The following is a 16,029-nucleotide window of genomic DNA, read 5'->3' as shown; positions in this document are numbered from 1 at the left end:
GTCAGTTGACAAGCATGGCGCTCTCAAGCAAATTTCGAAAGGTTGATACCGCCGGCCGCTTGCGCCCTTCGGGGTATGGTGAAGTGTATCGGACCGCCGCCCGCTTCCTTTGCTCACGCGAACGGGTCAGTAACGCAAGCCCTGACATTCTCCGTTCATGTTGCAAAGGAACAGAGTATGCGCGATTTCCGCGACGCCAAAGCCATGGCGCAGACGCTCCGAGAATCCCTCAACGCCCGATCGGTCTCCCTCACCGTCAGCGAGAGCCTCGAGCTCGTCGCGAGGTTATTCGGGCTGGCCGATTGGAATGTCCTGGCGGCCCGAATCCGTTCTGCGGAGCAGGCCGGCTCGGGCCGCAGCAACGAGGAAAGCACCAAGACCGATGCTGCGGATCAGCTCCGCTCGAGAGCCAAAGAAACTCAGTTGCCGCAGGCGGTGCTGGATCGTTATGCCGGAACATACCAATTCCATAGCGCCGTCTTCACCGTGACGCGTGAACAGGATCATCTGTCCGGACGGCTGAGCGGTCAAAGCTCGGCGCAATATTACGCGGTGGGCGAAACGGAATTCGCCGCGCGGGAGATCGATGTCGAGCTACGGTTTACCCTCGGGCCGGATGGGGTGCCTACCGCCGTGATCCTGCGCCAGCACGGCAACGATCACACCATGCCACGCATCGACACGAGCACGGCGCAAGAGCTCCAACGCGCGATCGAGTCTCGTATGAGCAGCCGGTCCGCCAATCCCGGGACCGCGGCCGCGCTTCGCCGTCTGATCGAGAGCGTCGCATCGGGCCAGCCCAATTACGGCGAGATGAGCGCCGACTTGGCCGAGGCGACACGCAAGCAATTGCCGCGCCTGCAGCCGGGCCTTGCCGAAATGGGTCCGATCACCTCGATCGAATTCCTCGGTGTGAACGCACAAGGACAGGACGTCTATTCCGTCTGGCATCAGGGTGGCGCAGCCTCGCACTGGCACATCGCGCTCGGCAACGACGGCACGATCATCTCGGCCTTCGTCACGCCGGGACCATGAGCTCGGTCAGGCTACCACACCTCCGCGCCGGGAATTTTCTTCCGCACCGCCATCCGCTGGATCCAGATGCAGCGGCGGACGGACCTGCTGGAGCGGCCGACGGCGGAGATCCCCTCGCCGGCCTGAAGCAGCGGCGCCACGTTCTGGCGCAAGCTGCGGCAGCGCTGGAGCTCGGCTTGCCAGTCGACGATCGCGGCGTCGGCGCGCGGCGCCATCAGCGCCAGCATCGCCATGGCGAGACAGATCGTCCGCATCGCTCCTCTCACTGTGATCCGCCTCCATCCCGGCGGTAGCGGAAATCGCAATGAGAGGCGCCCTGCATGATGGTCTGCGTGCGCGTGAGCCTGACGTCGGGACCGAACCCCTCCGCGGTCGCAAAGTCCGCGGTGCAGATCAGCAGGAAGCCGAGTTCGGGCTCGCCCAGGGCCTTGTAGAACTCGGCATAGGCGCAGCGCGTCACGTCGAACGCGAAGGCGTCCGCCGTCTGTTCGATCACGTCATAGGCGAGCGCATCGTCGCGGGCATAGGTGCGGAAGGCCGACGACACGGCCTTGCCGAGATTGCTCTCGTTCTTGGTTTTCCAGAATGCCTCGCCGAAGCCGCGATAGAGATCGCCGAGCGCCTTGCGCACCAGCGCATTGGCGCGCGCCTCGCCGAGCTCGGCCTGCAACGTCTTGATCAGCGGCACCAGCACCTGCGCCTGGATCTTCGCTTGCTCGATGACGGACACGGTCATGGGCGGCCTCGTGTCGGAGATGTCATTGTAGCCCGGATAGAGTGCAGGGTCATCCGGGACAGCGGCCGGGAAACTGCGGCCGGATTGCGCGTCGCTGCAACGGGCTAGAAGCTTTCGAGCAAGCCGCACCAGTCCGTCTTCGCTCTTCGAGCTGCGCCGGACACGCTTCGCCGCAATCTTCCAGGCTGTGCCACGCGAAGCCGAAGGCGAAGCGTGGTGGGCACGACAGGGATCGAACCTGTGACCCCTACCATGTCAAGGTAGTGCTCTCCCGCTGAGCTACGTGCCCTAAAGTCCACTTGTGTCGGGTGGGGTCCGTATAACGGCTCAGGGGAGCCGGCGCAAGGACGGAAGGGGGCCGATTCAGGCCGCCAGCATCTTGTTCACTTCGCTGACCAATTCGCGCAGATGCACCGGCTTGGACAGCACCTTGGCGTTCTTGGGGGCGTCCGAATCCGAGTTCAGGGCGACCGCGGCAAAGCCAGTGATGAACATGATCTTGATGTCGGGGTCGAGTTCCGAGGCTCGGCGGGCGAGCTCGATGCCGTCCATTTCCGGCATGACGATGTCGGTCAACAGCATCTCGAACGGCTCTTCCCGCAGCCGCTGATAGGCGGCCATGCCGTTGTCGTGGGACGAGACCTGAAAACCGGCGTTTTCCAGCGCCTTGACCAGGAAACGGCGCATGTCGTTGTCGTCTTCGGCGAGCAGGATCTTTGGCATGGCAGGAAACGTCGAATCCCCAGAGGATATCAGCAGAGGTCACTAAGCCCGACAGAGGGTAAATTTGGGGTGAAAATCTTAACCCTGCGCCGGCCCCGCTGCCGGCTCTTTGTGGACCGGAACGAGGTCCAGATCAATCGAGCCGGACCGGCGCGTCCCCATCCCGATGCCTGCACGGTTAAGACGTGTTCCAAGGGGCCATGACATCTTTTCGCTTGGCAGAATGGTTGCGATTCCGGACAATGACGACACATAAGAGCCGCGAGATCGGCCGAATCATTGGACCCGGAGCTTGTCCGGATCGTGCGGCACGAAGGGACGAAGCCTGAGAAGATGACCCGCTTTGACGGCGACATGTCGCCAGCCTTCGAGATCTTCGAGCCTGCCGAATGGCGCGCGCCCGTCATCTTCAACTCGCCGCATTCCGGCTCGACCTATCCTGAAGAATTCCTGGCGGCGTCGCGGATCGACCTGCCCACGCTGCGACGGTCGGAAGATTCGTTCATGGATGAGCTGATCGGCCATCTGAGCGCGCGCGGCTTTCCGACGGTGCGGGTCAACTTTCCCCGCTCCTATGTCGACGTCAACCGCGAGCCCTATGAGCTCGACCCGCGCATGTTCACCGGCCGGCTGCCGAGCTTCGCCAACACGCGCTCGATGCGGGTCGCCGGCGGCCTCGGCACCATTCCGCGCGTGGTGGGGGACGGCCAGGAGATCTATCGCGACCGCCTCCTGGTCGACGATGCGCTGGGACGGATCGAGACGCTGTACAAGCCCTATCATCGCGCGCTGCGCCGGCTGATCAACAAGGTGCACCAGATGTTCGGCACGGTGGTGCTGGTCGACTGCCACTCGATGCCGTCGGTCGGCGTCAGCAGGGACGAGCCGCGCCGGCCCGACGTCGTGATCGGCGATCGCTACGGCACCAGCTGCACGCCGCTCTTGCCCGATCGCGTCGAGGAGACCATGAGCGGGCTCGGCTATTCGATCGGCCGCAACAAGCCCTATGCCGGCGGCTTCATCACTGAGCATTACGGCAATCCCGCGAGCGGCCTGCACGCCGTGCAACTCGAGCTCAACCGCGCGATCTACATGGACGAGCGGCGGCGCGAGCGCAGCGCTCGCTTTGCGCAAGTGGCCTCCGACTTCGGCGTTCTCGCCGACGTGCTGGCGACCACGATTCCGTTCGCCGATCTCGGCCCGTTCCAGGCCGCGGCGGAATAGGACGCAGCTTCTTCTCTGAAACGACGAGGCCTTGCGCGCGACTGCGTTTTCGCTTCGCAAGCTTGCGCGCCCCAAATGAAAACGGCGGGGCTCAGAAAAAAGGGCCGCTCGCGAATGACGCAAGCGGCCCAAGTCTAGGGAGGAAACGCCCAAGGAGGGCAGCGGTAACGCGAGGCGCTACCGCACCGCAACAATATGCGACCGCGCCGCACAAAGTGCAAGGGCTTTTGCGCGGTTTCCCATGCAAATCGCACATGGCTCAGTTGCTTCTATGGAAACCCAGATTCAGTTTCTTTGATAAGGGAATTCAATGGGTTGATAGTCATTTGTATACGAACAACGCAAGGTCGGAACTAAGATTTCAACTCCATGATCGATATTTGGCCAGCAGATGACTGGAATGGGGCAGCCCGCCCCGGCATCCAAAATACCAGGGAGCAACATCAAGACAGCGCTGCACGCGGCAGTCGAATTGAGCTAGGCAGGAGGCAAGCTCTCCAACTTCGCTTCGAGGATTTCGCCTGTGACGGTGATCGACTTCTCCGCCTTCATCGGTCGGCTCGCCACCGCCTCCGGCGAAACCATCCTGCCGTTCTTCCGCACCTCGCTGTCGATCGACGACAAGAGCAAGACCAAGGATTTCGACCCGGTGACGGAGGCCGACCGCGCCGCGGAGGCGGTGATGCGGCGGCTGATCAAGGCCAACTTCCCCCAGCACGGCATCGTCGGCGAGGAATTCGGCAACGAGCGCGAGGACGCCGACTATGTCTGGGTGCTCGACCCCATCGACGGCACCAAATCCTTCATCGGCGGCTTTCCGATCTGGGGCACGCTGATCGCGCTGTTGCATAAGGGCACGCCGGTGTTCGGCATGATGCACCAGCCCTTCATCGGCGAGCGCTTTTCCGGCGACAACGGTTCGGCCAATTATAAAGGGCCGTCGGGCGAGCGCCGGCTCCAGGTCCGCCGCTGCGCTTCGCTGTCGGAGGCCACGACCTACACCACCAGCCCGCTGCTGATGAACGAGAGCGACCGCGCCATTTTCGGCCACATCGAGAAGAGCGCGCGGCTGTCGCGCTATGGCGGCGACTGCTACTCCTATTGCATGCTTGCCGCGGGCCACGTCGACCTCGTGGTCGAGACCGAGCTGAAGCCCTATGACATCGCGGCACTGATTCCGATCGTGACCGGCGCCGGCGGCGTCGTCACCACCTGGGAAGGCAAGCCGGCCCAAGGCGGCGGCCGCATCATCGCCGCCGGCGACGCACGGGTGCACGAGGCAGCGTTGAAGCTTTTGAACCAGTAGCGCGCGGGCGGATGGCTTGCATCACCGACGCGGGAGCGGAGATGGCGAGGTAGGTGTCTTACCCTCCCCTGGAGGGCAGGGCTATCGCATATGAGATGCCGCTATGGCAGCGTCATGGCCGGGCTTGTCCCGGCCATCCACGCCTTTCCACGCGGCACAAAGAACGTGGATGCCCGGGACAAGCCCGGGCATACGACCTCTGCAAAATTCAATTGCGATTGTCCTGACCCTCCAGGGGAGGGTAACAGCTCCTCACACCGCCTCGGCTCGCAAATGCTCCACCAGCAGCTTGGCCGGCTTTGGTAGCGCCTTGAAGCTGCGCGCGCAGATCACGAGGCGGCGGTTGGCGAAGGCATCGCGCAGGCGGACCATGGCGAGCGGCATGGTCCTGGCACAGCGGCGGGCGGCGGCTTCGGGCACCAGCGCCACGCCGACATCGGCCGCGACCATCTGGCAGATCGCGTCGAAGTCGCGCAGGCGCGCGCGGAAATGCGGCCGCATGCCGAGCCGCGCAGCGTGCTTCGAGATGTGCATCTGAAGCGCGGTGGCGCTGGTGAGGCCGACGAAGTCGCAAGCCTCCGCCTCCTGAAAGTCGATCTGGCGGCGGCCGGCGAACGGGCCGCGTTTCGACGTCACCAGCGTCAGGCGATCCTCGCTGAAGGGAAAGCGCTCGATATGCTCGGGCAGCGCGTGCTCGGCGGCGAAGCCGAGATCGGCGGCGCCTGCGGTGATCGCCGCCGCGATATCGGTGCTCTCGCGCTCCTCGATGTCGACGGCGACGTCGCGATGCTGGCGCAGGAAGCCGGCGAGCGCCTTCGGCAGATGCTCAGACAGGCCCGACGTGTTGGCGAGGAAATGCACGCTGGCGCGCACGCCGCTGGCAAAGCCGGCGAGATCGCCGCGCATGGCGTCGATCTGATGGATCACGAGCCTGGCATGATCGAGCAGGCTCTCGCCGGCCGCGGTCAACTCGACGCCGCGGCGCCCGCGCTTGAGCAGCGCGACGCCGAGCGCATCCTCGAGCCCCTTGATACGCGCGCTGGCCGAGGCGAGGGCGAGATGTGAGCGCTCCGCGCCGCGGGTGATGCTTCGCTGGTCGGCGACCGCGATGAAGAGCTGGAGATCGACCAGGTCGAAGCGCATGCGATGTCTCCCTGAGCTCCCTGAGCCTTCGTTGAGGCCGAAGGCTCTCTCCGTAACCTCCAGATTGTGCGCCGGCGCGGCTTCGGTCAATGTGCAGACATGATCGACCCGCTGCTCATCCTCATCGCCGCCGTGTTCCTCCTCGCCGGATTCGTCAAGGGCGTGGTCGGGCTCGGCCTGCCGACGGTGTCGATGGGCCTGCTCGCCGTGAGCATGGCGCCGAGCCGCGCCATCGCCATCGTCATCGTTCCCGCCATCGTCACCAACATTTGGCAGACCTTCGTCGGCCCGTATTTGCGCGACATCCTGCGGCGGCTGTGGCCGCTGATGATCGGCACCGTGGTCGGCTGCTGGCTCAACGCCGGCGCGCTGACCGGGCCGCATGCGCGCTACGGCACGATCGTGCTGGGCGCCCTGCTCGTCGTCTACGCTGTGATCGGCCTGAACAAGTTCGAGTTCCACGTCGCGCCGGAGAACGAGAAATGGGTCGGCGGCGTGGTCGGCGTCATCACCGGCGTGATCTCGGCCTCCACAGGCGTGCAGGTGATCCCGTCGATGCCGTTCATGCAGGCGATCGGCATGGAAAAGGACGAGCTGGTGCAGGCGCTCGGGGTGTTTTTCACCACCGCAACACTGGCGCTCGCCTTCAATTTGACTGCGGTCGGATTGCTCACGCCCGCCAATGTCGTGCCGGGCGCCTTGGGCCTCGCCATGGCCTTTGCCGGCATGTTCATCGGCCAATCGGTGCGGGCGCGGATGCCGGCGGAGGCGTTTCGCCGCTGGTTCCTGATCGCGATGATCCTGCTCGGCCTTTACCTCGCCGGCAGCGCGCTGGCGAAAGAATTCGCTTAAGCGCCTTACGATTTCGGCCCGTAGCCCGGCACCCATTTTTCGTGCTGGGGCAGGTCGTCCTGGATTGTCCACCACGACGCGCGCGACGAGGTGAAAACGTGGAGGCGAGGCCGGACTTCCGGGTCGTCATCGAGCAGGCCAGCGGGAATGCTGACGGTCGGGAGATAGCTCGCCTTGCCCGGCGTCGGGCAGCCGCAGGTCCTGCAACGATAGCGGATACTGCCCGGCGAGGATTCGTAAGATGCCGTCATGTCCTCGCCCGCCACGAAGCGAAACTTGTCGGCATCGACATGCGCGTAGGTGGCGAAGGCCGCGCCGCTCAGCTTGCGGCAATTGACGCAATGGCAGTGCGTCAGCGCGCGCACCTTCTCGATCTCGAACCGCACGGTGCCACACAGACAGCTTCCACGGATCATCGAAACCTCCCGAGCGCAGCCTCGATCGGACCGCTTCTCATTCACTAGAAGGAGCTACCGTGTCTCCAGCATGGCGACGCGGATGCCGAGATAGATGAAGAGGCCGCCGAGCGCGCGGTTGACCCAGGCGATCGCGCCCTCGGACTGCCGCAGCCGGTAGGCGGCTCTGGCGGCGAACGCCGCCAGCACCAGGCACCACAGCGTCCCCGTAAAGATGAAGATCAGGCCGAGCGTCAGGAAGGCGAGCGGCTTGTGCGGGGCATCGGCTGCGACGAATTGCGGCAGAAAGGCGAGGAAGAACAGCGCGACCTTGGGATTGAGCGCGTTGGTGAAGACACCCTGGAGGAAGACCCGCTGCAATGAGCTCCGCACCGGCTCGTCCAGGTCTGAAGCCAGCGTCGGGCGCGACCACAGCATCTGAAGACCGGTCACGACGAGATAGGCCGCGCCGACCAGCTTCAGGATCGAAAAGGCCGTGGACGAGGCCATCAGCAGAGCCGAAAGCCCGATCGCCGCGCCCGCGACATGGACGAAGCAGCCGCAACTGATGCCCAGGGCGGCAGCGGCGCCGCCCCGCCAGCCCATCTGCATGCTGCGGCCGATCACATAGACCGAATCCGGCCCCGGCGTGATGTTGAGCACCACGCCCGAGAGGATGAAAAGCCCGATCTCGTGAATGCCCAGCATGAAGGTCCTCCGCTGCCGTCCTGGCGGTCCTGGTTCCGCTTAGTCGGTTCGCCCGTTCCCGTCCACCGCCGGGATTGCGCAGGATTTACCTCGAATTTGCAATGCGGATCATGCTTCCGCTGCGGCGCATCTGCTCTATAAAGGCGGGGTTCTTGAAATGCGGGATTCGCGGCAACCGCCACGCTGTGGCCGGTCATCTGGTCCCTTGGAGCTTTGAGGATATGGAAAGACGTCTGGCCGCCATCGTCTGCGCCGATGTCGCCGGCTATTCGCGCATGATGGGCAGCGACGAGGCCGGCACCCATGCCGCCTTCAAGGCCCATCGCGCCGCGATCCATCCCATCATCCTCAATCACGGCGGCCGCGTCGTGAAGAACACCGGCGACGGCTTCCTGCTGGAATTCGCCTCGATCGTCGGCGCCGCCGAGGCGGCGATCGCGATGCAGACGCTGATGGCAGAACGCAACCGCCACCTGCCGGCCGACCGCGCCATGCAGTTCCGGCTCGGCATCCACATGGGCGACGTCATCGCCGACGAGGACGAAGTCTTCGGCGACGATGTCAACATCGCCGTCCGCCTGGAATCGGTGGCGAGCCCCGGCGGCTTCGCGATCTCGGCCAAGGCCTACCGGGAGGCGAGCAAGCATCTCACCGTGCCGCTGACCGATGCCGGCAACCATCGCTTCAAGAACATCAAGGATGCGATCGGGGTCTTTACCTGGACGCCCGAGGGCGCGCCGGCGCTTGCCCCCGAGCTCCGTGAGGCCTCGGCGCTGTCGCAGCAGTACCGCACGGCCATCGTCGGCGTGCTGCCCTTTGCCAATCTCAGCGACGCCCAGGACGAATATTTCTCCGACGGCCTCACCGAGGACCTGATCCACGCGCTGTCGCTGCAATCCTTCTATCGGGTGCTGAGCCGCAACTCGACCTTCGCCTTCAAGGGCAAGAACGTGGGCACCCGGCTGATCGCGCGCGAGATCGACGCCACCTATCTGATCCAGGGCTCGGTGCGGCGCGCCGGCGCCAAGATCCGCGTCACCGCCGAGCTGATCGCGCCGGAGACCGGCGAGCAGCTCTGGACCGGCCGCTACGACCGCGACATCGGCGATTTGTTCGCGATGCAGGACGAGATCACCACCAATTTGTCCGCCGCCATCGCCACAGAGATCGTCCGTGCCGAGGCCTCGGCGCCGGCGCGGCTCTCGACCGACGTCACCGCCTGGGACCGCTTCCTCAAGGGGCTGTCGCATTACTATCGGCAAACCAAGGAAGATCTGGCCGTCGCGGTCGACCTATTCCGCGAGGCCATCGGGCTCGATCCCAAGCTGTCGATCGCGCATGCCTATCTCGCCACGATCCAGATCCAGAGCATTCAGTTCGGCTGGGTCAAGGGCACGCGCGAGATGTGGGCCGAGGCGATGAGCCTCGCCGAAACCAGCGTCCGGCTCGATCCGCGCTCCTCTTTCGCGTTCTCGATCCTGACCTGGGCGCACGCATTGGAGGGTCATCACGAGGCGGCAATGGACGCCGCCAAGCGCGCGGTCGCGCTCAACCCTTACGACAATGGCGCGCGCGGCGTGCTCGGCATCTGCCATTTCATGATCGGCGAGCACCGCGAGGCGATCGAGCTGTTCTCGATGGCCGCGCAACGCGACAACAGCGACCCGCGCTACCAATGGTCGGCGCTGAACGCGTTCAGTCACTATCTTCTGCGCCAATATGACGCGACGCTGTCGTGGGCCCGCGAGCAGCTCTACATCAACCCGAATCACATGCAGGCCCTGGCGATCCGCGCCGCGGCGTTGGCGCAGCTCGGGCGAAGCGACGAGGCCAGCGAAGCTGCCCGCGTGCTGATGGCAAATTATCCAACGCTGAATGTCGACAGGCACTTGCGCAACTTCCACTGGAAGCGGCCCGAGGACATCGCCCATTATCGCGAGGGGCTGCTGAAGGCCGGCGTGCCGCTCGGCAAGCTGACGCTGGTCCAGAGCGACGTCAAACGGGCCGCCGAATCCTGAACGAAGGGGGCCGCAGGCCCGACGTGGTTCCGGTGCGACCGCCTGCTCGTTGTTGACGCGACAGTGAAATGGGCCACACTCGTCACACGCTGAAGTAGTATATCGTGCTGTCGGTTTGTTAGGACTTTCCGCGCTCTAACAGCGCGCCTGCTTTTTCAAGATTCGCTGCTTTCAGGATTTGGGCCATGCATCACCCCGCTTCGAAGCCGCCCCTCGATCCCTCGATTCCAGTCTCGCCGAACAATCCCTGCCCGTTCCTGCGCGGCCTCGTCGGCGAAGGCTTCGTCGAGGGCGGCACCGTCCCGCTCAACACGCTGTCGCAGACCATCGCCAATGCGACCGGTGAGACGGGGCTGAAGAAGGTCTCGGCCCGCATCCAGGTCCGCGGCGTCGCGATGATCGCCAACGGCGTCAAGCACATCCTGAAGAGCATCTTTTCGGGCGCGGAGCTCGACGCGCTGCGCGGCGGCCCGCTGGACAAGCGCGGCGCCGGCTCGCGCATCCTCGGCGTCGACGGCAAGATCGACGAGGACGAGATCGCGCGGCTCGCGAGCTTCGGCCGGAACTACACCGACCCGAACACCGGCAGCAGCGAGCCCGGCCTCAACGCCGCGGAAATCAAGACCTTCATGCGTGACAACCTCGAGCGCGCCGGCAGCGCCGCTCGCTGGTACTACCCGCTGCTGATGAAGTTCGAATGGCCCATCCTTTTGAAGATCATCGGCAAGGGCAAGCAGGGCGAAGAGCGCTATCTCAGCGTGGCCGACGTGCGCACGCTGTTCGAACAGCGCCAATTCCCCGACCGCATCAATCAGCGGATCGTATCGCAGCCGCTGCTGTCGTCCTGCCAGCTCCGCTTTCGCTGGGCGGTCGCGCTCACGGCGTTCGTCATCGGCCTCGGCCTCGTCGCCCTGGTCGCGGTGGCCGAATTCCCCAACCAGGTTCGTGCCATGCTGCCGCAGAAGGGCGTGCTGGTGAATCTCCTGCCGCCGCCCCTGCCGGCGATGCCCGAAACCAAGGCTGCCTATTGGCTCGAGCAAAACTGGTCGCTCAAGGACCGACATTGGTTCCACCACGCCAGCCAGGGCACCGCGACGTTCCCGGTGCCCTATGAGTGGTTCGTGGCGCTGGAGCAGCCGCAGCTCCACCTGTTCTCCAAACCGGGCCTGATCAAGGACAGCGCCTATCTCGAACGCTTCGGCTTCATCCCGAGCCCGCAGACGATCCAGACCGACACGGCGACGCTGCGCCGCTTCGGCTACGCCAATGTCTACGAGACCACGCAAGCGTCGGACTGGTCGACGCGCTGGACGCCGGCGGAGAACGTTGACGGCCTGCCGGTCGGCTTCGCGCGCATGACCGGCGTGGTCGATCCCGCGACGAGCCGCCGCGAGGACGACATGATCGGACTGACCTGCGCCGCCTGTCATACCGGCCAGATCCATTACCAGGGCATCGACGTCCGTTTCGACGGCGGCCCGGCGATGACCGACCTGAAGAAGCTCGAGCTCGCGACCGGCCTGTCGATCGCCTACACGCTGTACGTCCCGTTCCGCTTCCAGCGTTTCGCCGATCGCGTGCTCGGCCCCGACGCCAGCAAGGCGGACCGCGCCGCGCTCAAGCAGAAGCTGAGCACGATCGGCAGCTTCCTGATCGACTGGGCCAAGACTTACGAGAAGACGATCGAAGGCAAGACGACCTGGGACGGCAAGCAGCAGCAGGACACCGAGGAAGGGTTCGGCCGGCTCGATGCCCTCAACCGCATCGGCAACCAGGTGTTTTCGCAGGACCTCGCAATGAGCGGGGTCAAGGGATTCGAGAAGAACCTGCACGCCCAGGACGCGCCGGTCAGCTATCCCGCGATCTGGACGGTGCCCTGGTTCAAATTCGCCCAGTACGACGCCTCGATCGAGCAGCCGCTGATCCGCAACGCCGGCGAAGCCCTCGGCGTGACGGCGCTGCTCAATTTGTCCGATGCCTATCCGCAGGACAGGCTGTGGCGCTCCTCGGTGAACATCAGGACGCTCGGCTGGATCGAGGACATGCTGAGAGGCCCCGATCCATTCAAGGCGGCTGATGGTCCGAAGTTCGGCGGTCTGCTCGCACCGAAATGGCCCTCGCACATCCTCGGCGATGCCTGGAAGCTGAAGCCCGATCGGGTCGAACGCGGCCGCGCCATCTACGCGGAGATGTGCTCCGGATGCCATCTGCCTGACATCAACACCCCGGCCTTCTGGTCGTCGAAGCGCTGGGAGCCGAGCGGCGACAGCAAGGTGCTGAATGCGGTGACGATCCCGCTCGACGAGATCAAGACCGATCCCGAGCAGTCCCTCGTTCTCAGCAAGCGGACCGTCGACGTGCCCGGCTTTCTGAAAGTCAACACGGCTGACCTGCAGACGTGGTGGCAGTGCGAGATCCCGACCGCGAGCAAATCGCCCAACGAGATGGTCTATGCACTCGGGCTCATGACGGTGGTCGATCTCGTCGCCCGCAAATGGATGGACGACGAGAAGATCCCGGAGGCCGAACGGGCGCAAATGTGGAATATGGCGCGCAAGAACTGTCTCAATCCGGCGCCTGACCCGCGCTATCGCGCCCGGCCCTTGAACGGCATCTGGGCCACTGCGCCTTACCTGCACAACGGCTCGGTGCCTTCGCTGTACTGGTTGCTGAAGCCGCAGAACGAGCGTCCGCAAAAATTCTGCATGGGCCGCCGCGACTACGACCCCGACACCGTCGGTTTCGCAGTCACCGCCAACGAGCGCTGCAAGACCGGTGAAACGGAGTTCTCCGCGAGCGGCTCCGACGGCAAGCCGATCCAGGGCAACAGCGTGCTCGGCCATTCCTTCGAGCGCAAGGACGGCGAGCCGAAGCGCCCCGGCGTCATCGGCCGCATGTTCAAGGATGACGCCGAACGCTACGACCTGATCGAGTATCTGAAGACGCTGTAAAGAATCTTGCTTCGTCATTGCGAGCGCAGCGAAGCAATCCAGGCTGTCAGCGCGGAGATAGCTGGATTGCTTCGTCGCAAGAGCTCCTCGCAATGACGGAGAATGAGGACGCTCCTCGACTCCGATTCTCACCGTCCTCGTGGAGGCTCCCGATCTCTTCTCACTTGAACAGCGGCGTGCCCGGCACGAAGGCGTCGAAGGCGGCCCAGAACTGGGTGCGGTAGCGGTCCTGCTCCTGGAGGATCTCGTGCTTGGCACCGGCGATCACGAGATGGGAGCCGGCGCGCAAATGATAGGCGAATTCCTCGATCGCCGCGGTCGAGACCACGGTATCGTTGGAGGCCGCCAGCATCAGGATCGGCTGGCGGATCTGGGAGGGGTAGTTCACGCGCTTGAAGGTGTGCATCGCGCGGAAGGCGGTATCGGCCCAGGCGACCGTCGGCGAGGCTAGGCCAAGCGTCGGGTCTTCCTCCAGGATCGCGGCGTTGCGCGCATAGCGGACGGGATCGCTGGTCAAGGGATTGTTGATGAAGGGTTCGAGCCCGGTGAGGCGGTCGCTGCCGCCGGGGACGTAGCGGCCGCCCTGCCCGAGCAGGCGCATCGTCTTGAGCAGCGCACGCACGGGGAGCGAGGTGGTGCGCCCGGGCAGGTCGATCATCGGCGCAGACAGCACCATGCGGTCGAACCAGCGCTTGCCGGCATGCGCCACCCGCAGCAGCACCGTGCCGCCCATGGAATGGGCGAGCGCGAAGAAGGGTGGCGGGCAATCCGGCAGCACCACCTGCTGCACGAAGGTCTCGACGTCGATCTCGAAATCGGCGAAGTCGCGCACATAGCCCTTGCGCGGATCGCGCAGGCGGCGCGACGAATGGCCCTGCCCGCGCCAGTCGATCATCGCCACCGCAAAGCCGCGGTCGCGCAGATCGCGCACGGTCTCGAAATATTTCTCGATCTGCTCGCTGCGCCCGGTGAAGACGCAGACCGTACCCTTGCGGTTCGCCGGCGGCGCCCAGCGCGCAAAGCGCAGCTCGACGCCATCAGGGGTCTTGATGGTGCCGCTGACGACGTTTTCGGGGACCGGATTGGCGGGAATCGAGACCAGCGTCATTGGGCGTGCTTGGGCGGGAAGTGCTGCAAATCAAGGGGCCAAAGCGCCGAAAAGGCGCCTGTCCCGCCCTCTTGAACGCCGTCTCGTTCCACCCATATCACCTTCGTGCAGGCCGCTACCAGTGTTTCGGAACCGGAACATCAGGCTGCACACAGACTAAAGCCCGGCCCGATTGGCGGGCGGGTTACCAACAGTCGCTCAATGGAGGACTTGACCATGCGTAGCTACGATCTCACTCCGTTCTATCGTTCCACCGTCGGCTTCGACCGTCTCTTCAACCTGCTCGACCAGGCCAGCTCGGACGGCAGCCCCGGTTATCCCCCCTACAACATCGAGCGCACGGGCGAGAATGCCTACCGCATCACCGTTGCGGTTTCGGGCTTTGCCAAGGATGAGCTCTCCATCGTCGCGAAGGAAAACACGCTGACGATCAAGGGCGAGAAGGTCGCGAACGAGAACTCGAAATCCGAAGTGCTCTACCGCGGCATCGCCGCGCGTGCCTTCGAGCGCGCCTTCCAGCTTGCCGACTTCGTGCAGGTGAAGGACGCCTCGCTCGAGAACGGGCTGCTTCATGTCGACCTCGTCCGCGAGATTCCCGAGGCCAAGAAGCCGCGCCAGATCGCGATCAACGCCGGCGCCAAGGCGCAGGTGATCGAGAACTCCGCCGCGCAGGCCGCCTGAGCCAGGCGACCAAACCCAGCAACGTCCAGGTTGCGAAAAACGCCCCGGTGCCCCGGGGCGTTTTTTTCGTTGCAATGCATCACAGAGCAGTGATGGCGTAACACCGTCGCATCGCTCTCCGTCCTTTGGGCATCGAACCAAAAACACGGAGAAGATCATGTCACTCTGGCGCAGCCTTTTCGTCGCCGCGAGCCTTTTGGCCGCTCCCCTCAACCTCGCTCATGCCCAGACACCGCAGACGGTCAAGGCGAAGAACGTCGTGCTGGTGCACGGCGCCTGGGCCGACGGCTCGAGCTGGTCGGAGGTGATCCCGATCCTGCAGGCTGCAGGCCTGCATGTGACCGCCGTGCAGAATCCGCTGTCCTCGCTCAGCGACTCCGTCGAGGCGACCAAGCGGGCGCTGGCCGAGCAGGACGGGCCGACGGTGCTGGTCGCGCATTCCTGGGGCGGCACCGTGATCAGCCAGGTCGGCACCGACCCGAAGGTCACCGGCCTCGTCTACGTCGCCGCACGCGCGCCCGATGCGAACGAGGATTTCGTGGCGCTGTCGAAGCAGTTTCCGGCCGGGCCGGCGCGCGCCGGCATCGTCGAGCGCGACGGCTACACCAAGCTCTCGGAAGAGGCCTTCCTGAAGTACTTCGCCAACGGCGTGAAGCCGGAGCAGGCCAAGGAGCTCTACGCCGTGCAATGGCCGACGGCGGCCTCGATCTTCGCCGGCCGCACCACGGAGGCGGCCTGGCGCTCCAAGCCGAGCTGGTACGCGGTGTCGAAGAACGACTACACCATCAACCCCGATTTCGAGCGCTTCCTCGCCAAGCGCATGAACGCCACCACGATCGAGCTCGATGCCGGCCACCTCTCGCTGGTGTCGCATCCGAAGGAGGTGGCGAATCTGATCCTGGACGCCGCGGGATATCCACGGAGCTGAGGCGTGGCTAAAGTGTTGAAGCGCCCGATTTCGTCGGGCGTTTCTGTTTTTTGCTAGGGCCTGGGCTGCCCCATCGGGCGGCTGGTCGCCTGATGTCCGCTTAATGCCCGCGGCGGAGAAATAGCGATCTATCGACATCGATAAAGGGCCGAACATGTCACCACGTATGGGAAGCGCACAGCGACGGCGGCGGCCGACCCTCGATCACCGGCTCCTACATG

The 16,029-nt window shown here is 64.7% G+C and carries 15 protein-coding genes and 1 tRNA gene; 8 read left to right on the top strand and 8 right to left on the bottom strand.

The annotated features are described in order from the left end of the window. Nucleotides 1–42 precede the first annotated feature (42 nt). Complete coding sequence (locus I6F21_RS09755) at nucleotides 43–1,035, top strand: glyoxalase superfamily protein (protein WP_225126461.1); 993 nt, start codon at nucleotides 43–45, stop codon at nucleotides 1,033–1,035. A gap of 11 nt (nucleotides 1,036–1,046) precedes the next feature. Here I6F21_RS09755 and I6F21_RS09750 read toward each other — a convergent pair whose 3' ends face one another. From I6F21_RS09750 to I6F21_RS09735, 4 genes are all read right to left on the bottom strand, one after another. After that, nucleotides 1,047–1,289 carry a hypothetical protein gene (locus I6F21_RS09750; RefSeq protein ID WP_035997826.1) on the bottom strand — a complete coding sequence of 81 codons (243 nt, stop codon included), beginning with the start codon at nucleotides 1,287–1,289 and terminating at the stop codon, nucleotides 1,047–1,049. An 8-nt stretch (nucleotides 1,290–1,297) separates the two neighbouring features. Next, nucleotides 1,298–1,771 carry an L-2-amino-thiazoline-4-carboxylic acid hydrolase gene (locus I6F21_RS09745; protein WP_225126464.1) on the bottom strand — a complete coding sequence of 158 codons (474 nt, stop codon included), beginning with the start codon at nucleotides 1,769–1,771 and terminating at the stop codon, nucleotides 1,298–1,300. Nucleotides 1,772–1,985: 214 nt separating this feature from the next. Further along, nucleotides 1,986–2,060, bottom strand: a tRNA-Val gene (locus tag I6F21_RS09740). Nucleotides 2,061–2,134: 74 nt separating this feature from the next. Continuing rightward, complete coding sequence (locus tag I6F21_RS09735; protein WP_007597092.1) at nucleotides 2,135–2,494, bottom strand: response regulator; 360 nt, start codon at nucleotides 2,492–2,494, stop codon at nucleotides 2,135–2,137. A gap of 333 nt (nucleotides 2,495–2,827) precedes the next feature. On the opposite strand from I6F21_RS09735, the gene I6F21_RS09730 reads away from it, so the two are divergent. Both I6F21_RS09730 and hisN read left to right on the top strand, forming a co-directional pair. Continuing rightward, on the top strand, nucleotides 2,828–3,718 hold the full coding sequence (locus I6F21_RS09730; RefSeq protein WP_036021434.1) for an N-formylglutamate amidohydrolase: 891 nt from the start codon (nucleotides 2,828–2,830) through the stop codon (nucleotides 3,716–3,718). A 523-nt stretch (nucleotides 3,719–4,241) separates the two neighbouring features. Beyond that, a complete protein-coding gene (hisN, locus tag I6F21_RS09725) occupies nucleotides 4,242–5,024 on the top strand; it encodes a histidinol-phosphatase (protein ID WP_036021430.1) in 783 nt (260 codons plus the stop codon). A 252-nt stretch (nucleotides 5,025–5,276) separates the two neighbouring features. Here the strand turns inward: hisN and I6F21_RS09720 are convergent, their stop codons facing one another. After that, entirely contained in the window at nucleotides 5,277–6,167 is an 891-nt protein-coding gene (locus tag I6F21_RS09720) for a LysR substrate-binding domain-containing protein (protein ID WP_225126466.1), read from the bottom strand. 99 nt (nucleotides 6,168–6,266) lie between these two features. Between I6F21_RS09720 and I6F21_RS09715 the strand changes: the two genes are divergently transcribed. After that, nucleotides 6,267–7,019: a sulfite exporter TauE/SafE family protein gene (locus I6F21_RS09715; protein ID WP_225134581.1), complete on the top strand. Its 753-nt coding sequence runs from the start codon at nucleotides 6,267–6,269 to the stop codon at nucleotides 7,017–7,019. A 5-nt stretch (nucleotides 7,020–7,024) separates the two neighbouring features. Here the strand turns inward: I6F21_RS09715 and I6F21_RS09710 are convergent, their stop codons facing one another. After that, entirely contained in the window at nucleotides 7,025–7,435 is a 411-nt protein-coding gene (locus I6F21_RS09710; RefSeq protein WP_036021404.1) for a GFA family protein, read from the bottom strand. 54 nt (nucleotides 7,436–7,489) lie between these two features. Beyond that, nucleotides 7,490–8,122, bottom strand: coding sequence for a LysE family translocator (locus I6F21_RS09705; protein WP_225140993.1), 633 nt, complete (start codon nucleotides 8,120–8,122; stop codon nucleotides 7,490–7,492). A 221-nt stretch (nucleotides 8,123–8,343) separates the two neighbouring features. Here I6F21_RS09705 and I6F21_RS09700 point away from each other — a divergent pair, with 221 nt between their 5' ends. Both I6F21_RS09700 and I6F21_RS09695 read left to right on the top strand, forming a co-directional pair. Further along, a complete protein-coding gene (locus tag I6F21_RS09700; protein WP_225183090.1) occupies nucleotides 8,344–10,140 on the top strand; it encodes a tetratricopeptide repeat protein in 1,797 nt (598 codons plus the stop codon). Nucleotides 10,141–10,325: 185 nt separating this feature from the next. Next, nucleotides 10,326–13,091, top strand: coding sequence for a di-heme-cytochrome C peroxidase (locus tag I6F21_RS09695; protein WP_225183089.1), 2,766 nt, complete (start codon nucleotides 10,326–10,328; stop codon nucleotides 13,089–13,091). Nucleotides 13,092–13,251: 160 nt separating this feature from the next. On the opposite strand, the gene I6F21_RS09690 is transcribed toward I6F21_RS09695, so the two are convergent. Beyond that, nucleotides 13,252–14,199, bottom strand: a complete 948-nt coding sequence (locus I6F21_RS09690; protein ID WP_057028207.1) for an alpha/beta hydrolase — start codon at nucleotides 14,197–14,199, stop codon at nucleotides 13,252–13,254. A gap of 216 nt (nucleotides 14,200–14,415) precedes the next feature. On the opposite strand from I6F21_RS09690, the gene I6F21_RS09685 reads away from it, so the two are divergent. Continuing rightward, on the top strand, nucleotides 14,416–14,880 hold the full coding sequence (locus I6F21_RS09685; RefSeq protein ID WP_035997846.1) for an Hsp20 family protein: 465 nt from the start codon (nucleotides 14,416–14,418) through the stop codon (nucleotides 14,878–14,880). A gap of 157 nt (nucleotides 14,881–15,037) precedes the next feature. Then, nucleotides 15,038–15,808 carry an alpha/beta hydrolase gene (locus I6F21_RS09680; RefSeq protein WP_036036655.1) on the top strand — a complete coding sequence of 257 codons (771 nt, stop codon included), beginning with the start codon at nucleotides 15,038–15,040 and terminating at the stop codon, nucleotides 15,806–15,808. Nucleotides 15,809–16,029: the final 221 nt, after the last annotated feature.

The sequence above is a fragment of the Bradyrhizobium sp. NBAIM03 genome (genome assembly GCF_020194055.1).
In the GTDB taxonomy this organism is placed as follows: domain Bacteria; phylum Pseudomonadota; class Alphaproteobacteria; order Rhizobiales; family Xanthobacteraceae; genus Bradyrhizobium; species Bradyrhizobium yuanmingense.
The sequence above is the reverse complement of the archived record's forward strand: the minus strand, read 5'-3'. Positions and strand labels throughout refer to the sequence as shown.

What these genes read in the sequence shown, in the direction of transcription:
- I6F21_RS09750 (WP_035997826.1), bottom strand. Translation starts at nt 1,289, where the DNA reads ATGCGGACGATCTGTCTCGCCATGGCGATGCTGGCGCTGATGGCGCCG.
- I6F21_RS09745 (WP_225126464.1), bottom strand. Translation starts at nt 1,771, where the DNA reads ATGACCGTGTCCGTCATCGAGCAAGCGAAGATCCAGGCGCAGGTGCTG.
- I6F21_RS09735 (WP_007597092.1), bottom strand. Translation starts at nt 2,494, where the DNA reads ATGCCAAAGATCCTGCTCGCCGAAGACGACAACGACATGCGCCGTTTC.
- I6F21_RS09730 (WP_036021434.1), top strand. Translation starts at nt 2,828, where the DNA reads ATGACCCGCTTTGACGGCGACATGTCGCCAGCCTTCGAGATCTTCGAG.
- I6F21_RS09720 (WP_225126466.1), bottom strand. Translation starts at nt 6,167, where the DNA reads ATGCGCTTCGACCTGGTCGATCTCCAGCTCTTCATCGCGGTCGCCGAC.
- I6F21_RS09715 (WP_225134581.1), top strand. Translation starts at nt 6,267, where the DNA reads ATGATCGACCCGCTGCTCATCCTCATCGCCGCCGTGTTCCTCCTCGCC.
- I6F21_RS09710 (WP_036021404.1), bottom strand. Translation starts at nt 7,435, where the DNA reads ATGATCCGTGGAAGCTGTCTGTGTGGCACCGTGCGGTTCGAGATCGAG.
- I6F21_RS09705 (WP_225140993.1), bottom strand. Translation starts at nt 8,122, where the DNA reads ATGCTGGGCATTCACGAGATCGGGCTTTTCATCCTCTCGGGCGTGGTG.
- I6F21_RS09700 (WP_225183090.1), top strand. Translation starts at nt 8,344, where the DNA reads ATGGAAAGACGTCTGGCCGCCATCGTCTGCGCCGATGTCGCCGGCTAT.
- I6F21_RS09695 (WP_225183089.1), top strand. Translation starts at nt 10,326, where the DNA reads ATGCATCACCCCGCTTCGAAGCCGCCCCTCGATCCCTCGATTCCAGTC.
- I6F21_RS09690 (WP_057028207.1), bottom strand. Translation starts at nt 14,199, where the DNA reads ATGACGCTGGTCTCGATTCCCGCCAATCCGGTCCCCGAAAACGTCGTC.
- I6F21_RS09685 (WP_035997846.1), top strand. Translation starts at nt 14,416, where the DNA reads ATGCGTAGCTACGATCTCACTCCGTTCTATCGTTCCACCGTCGGCTTC.
- I6F21_RS09680 (WP_036036655.1), top strand. Translation starts at nt 15,038, where the DNA reads ATGTCACTCTGGCGCAGCCTTTTCGTCGCCGCGAGCCTTTTGGCCGCT.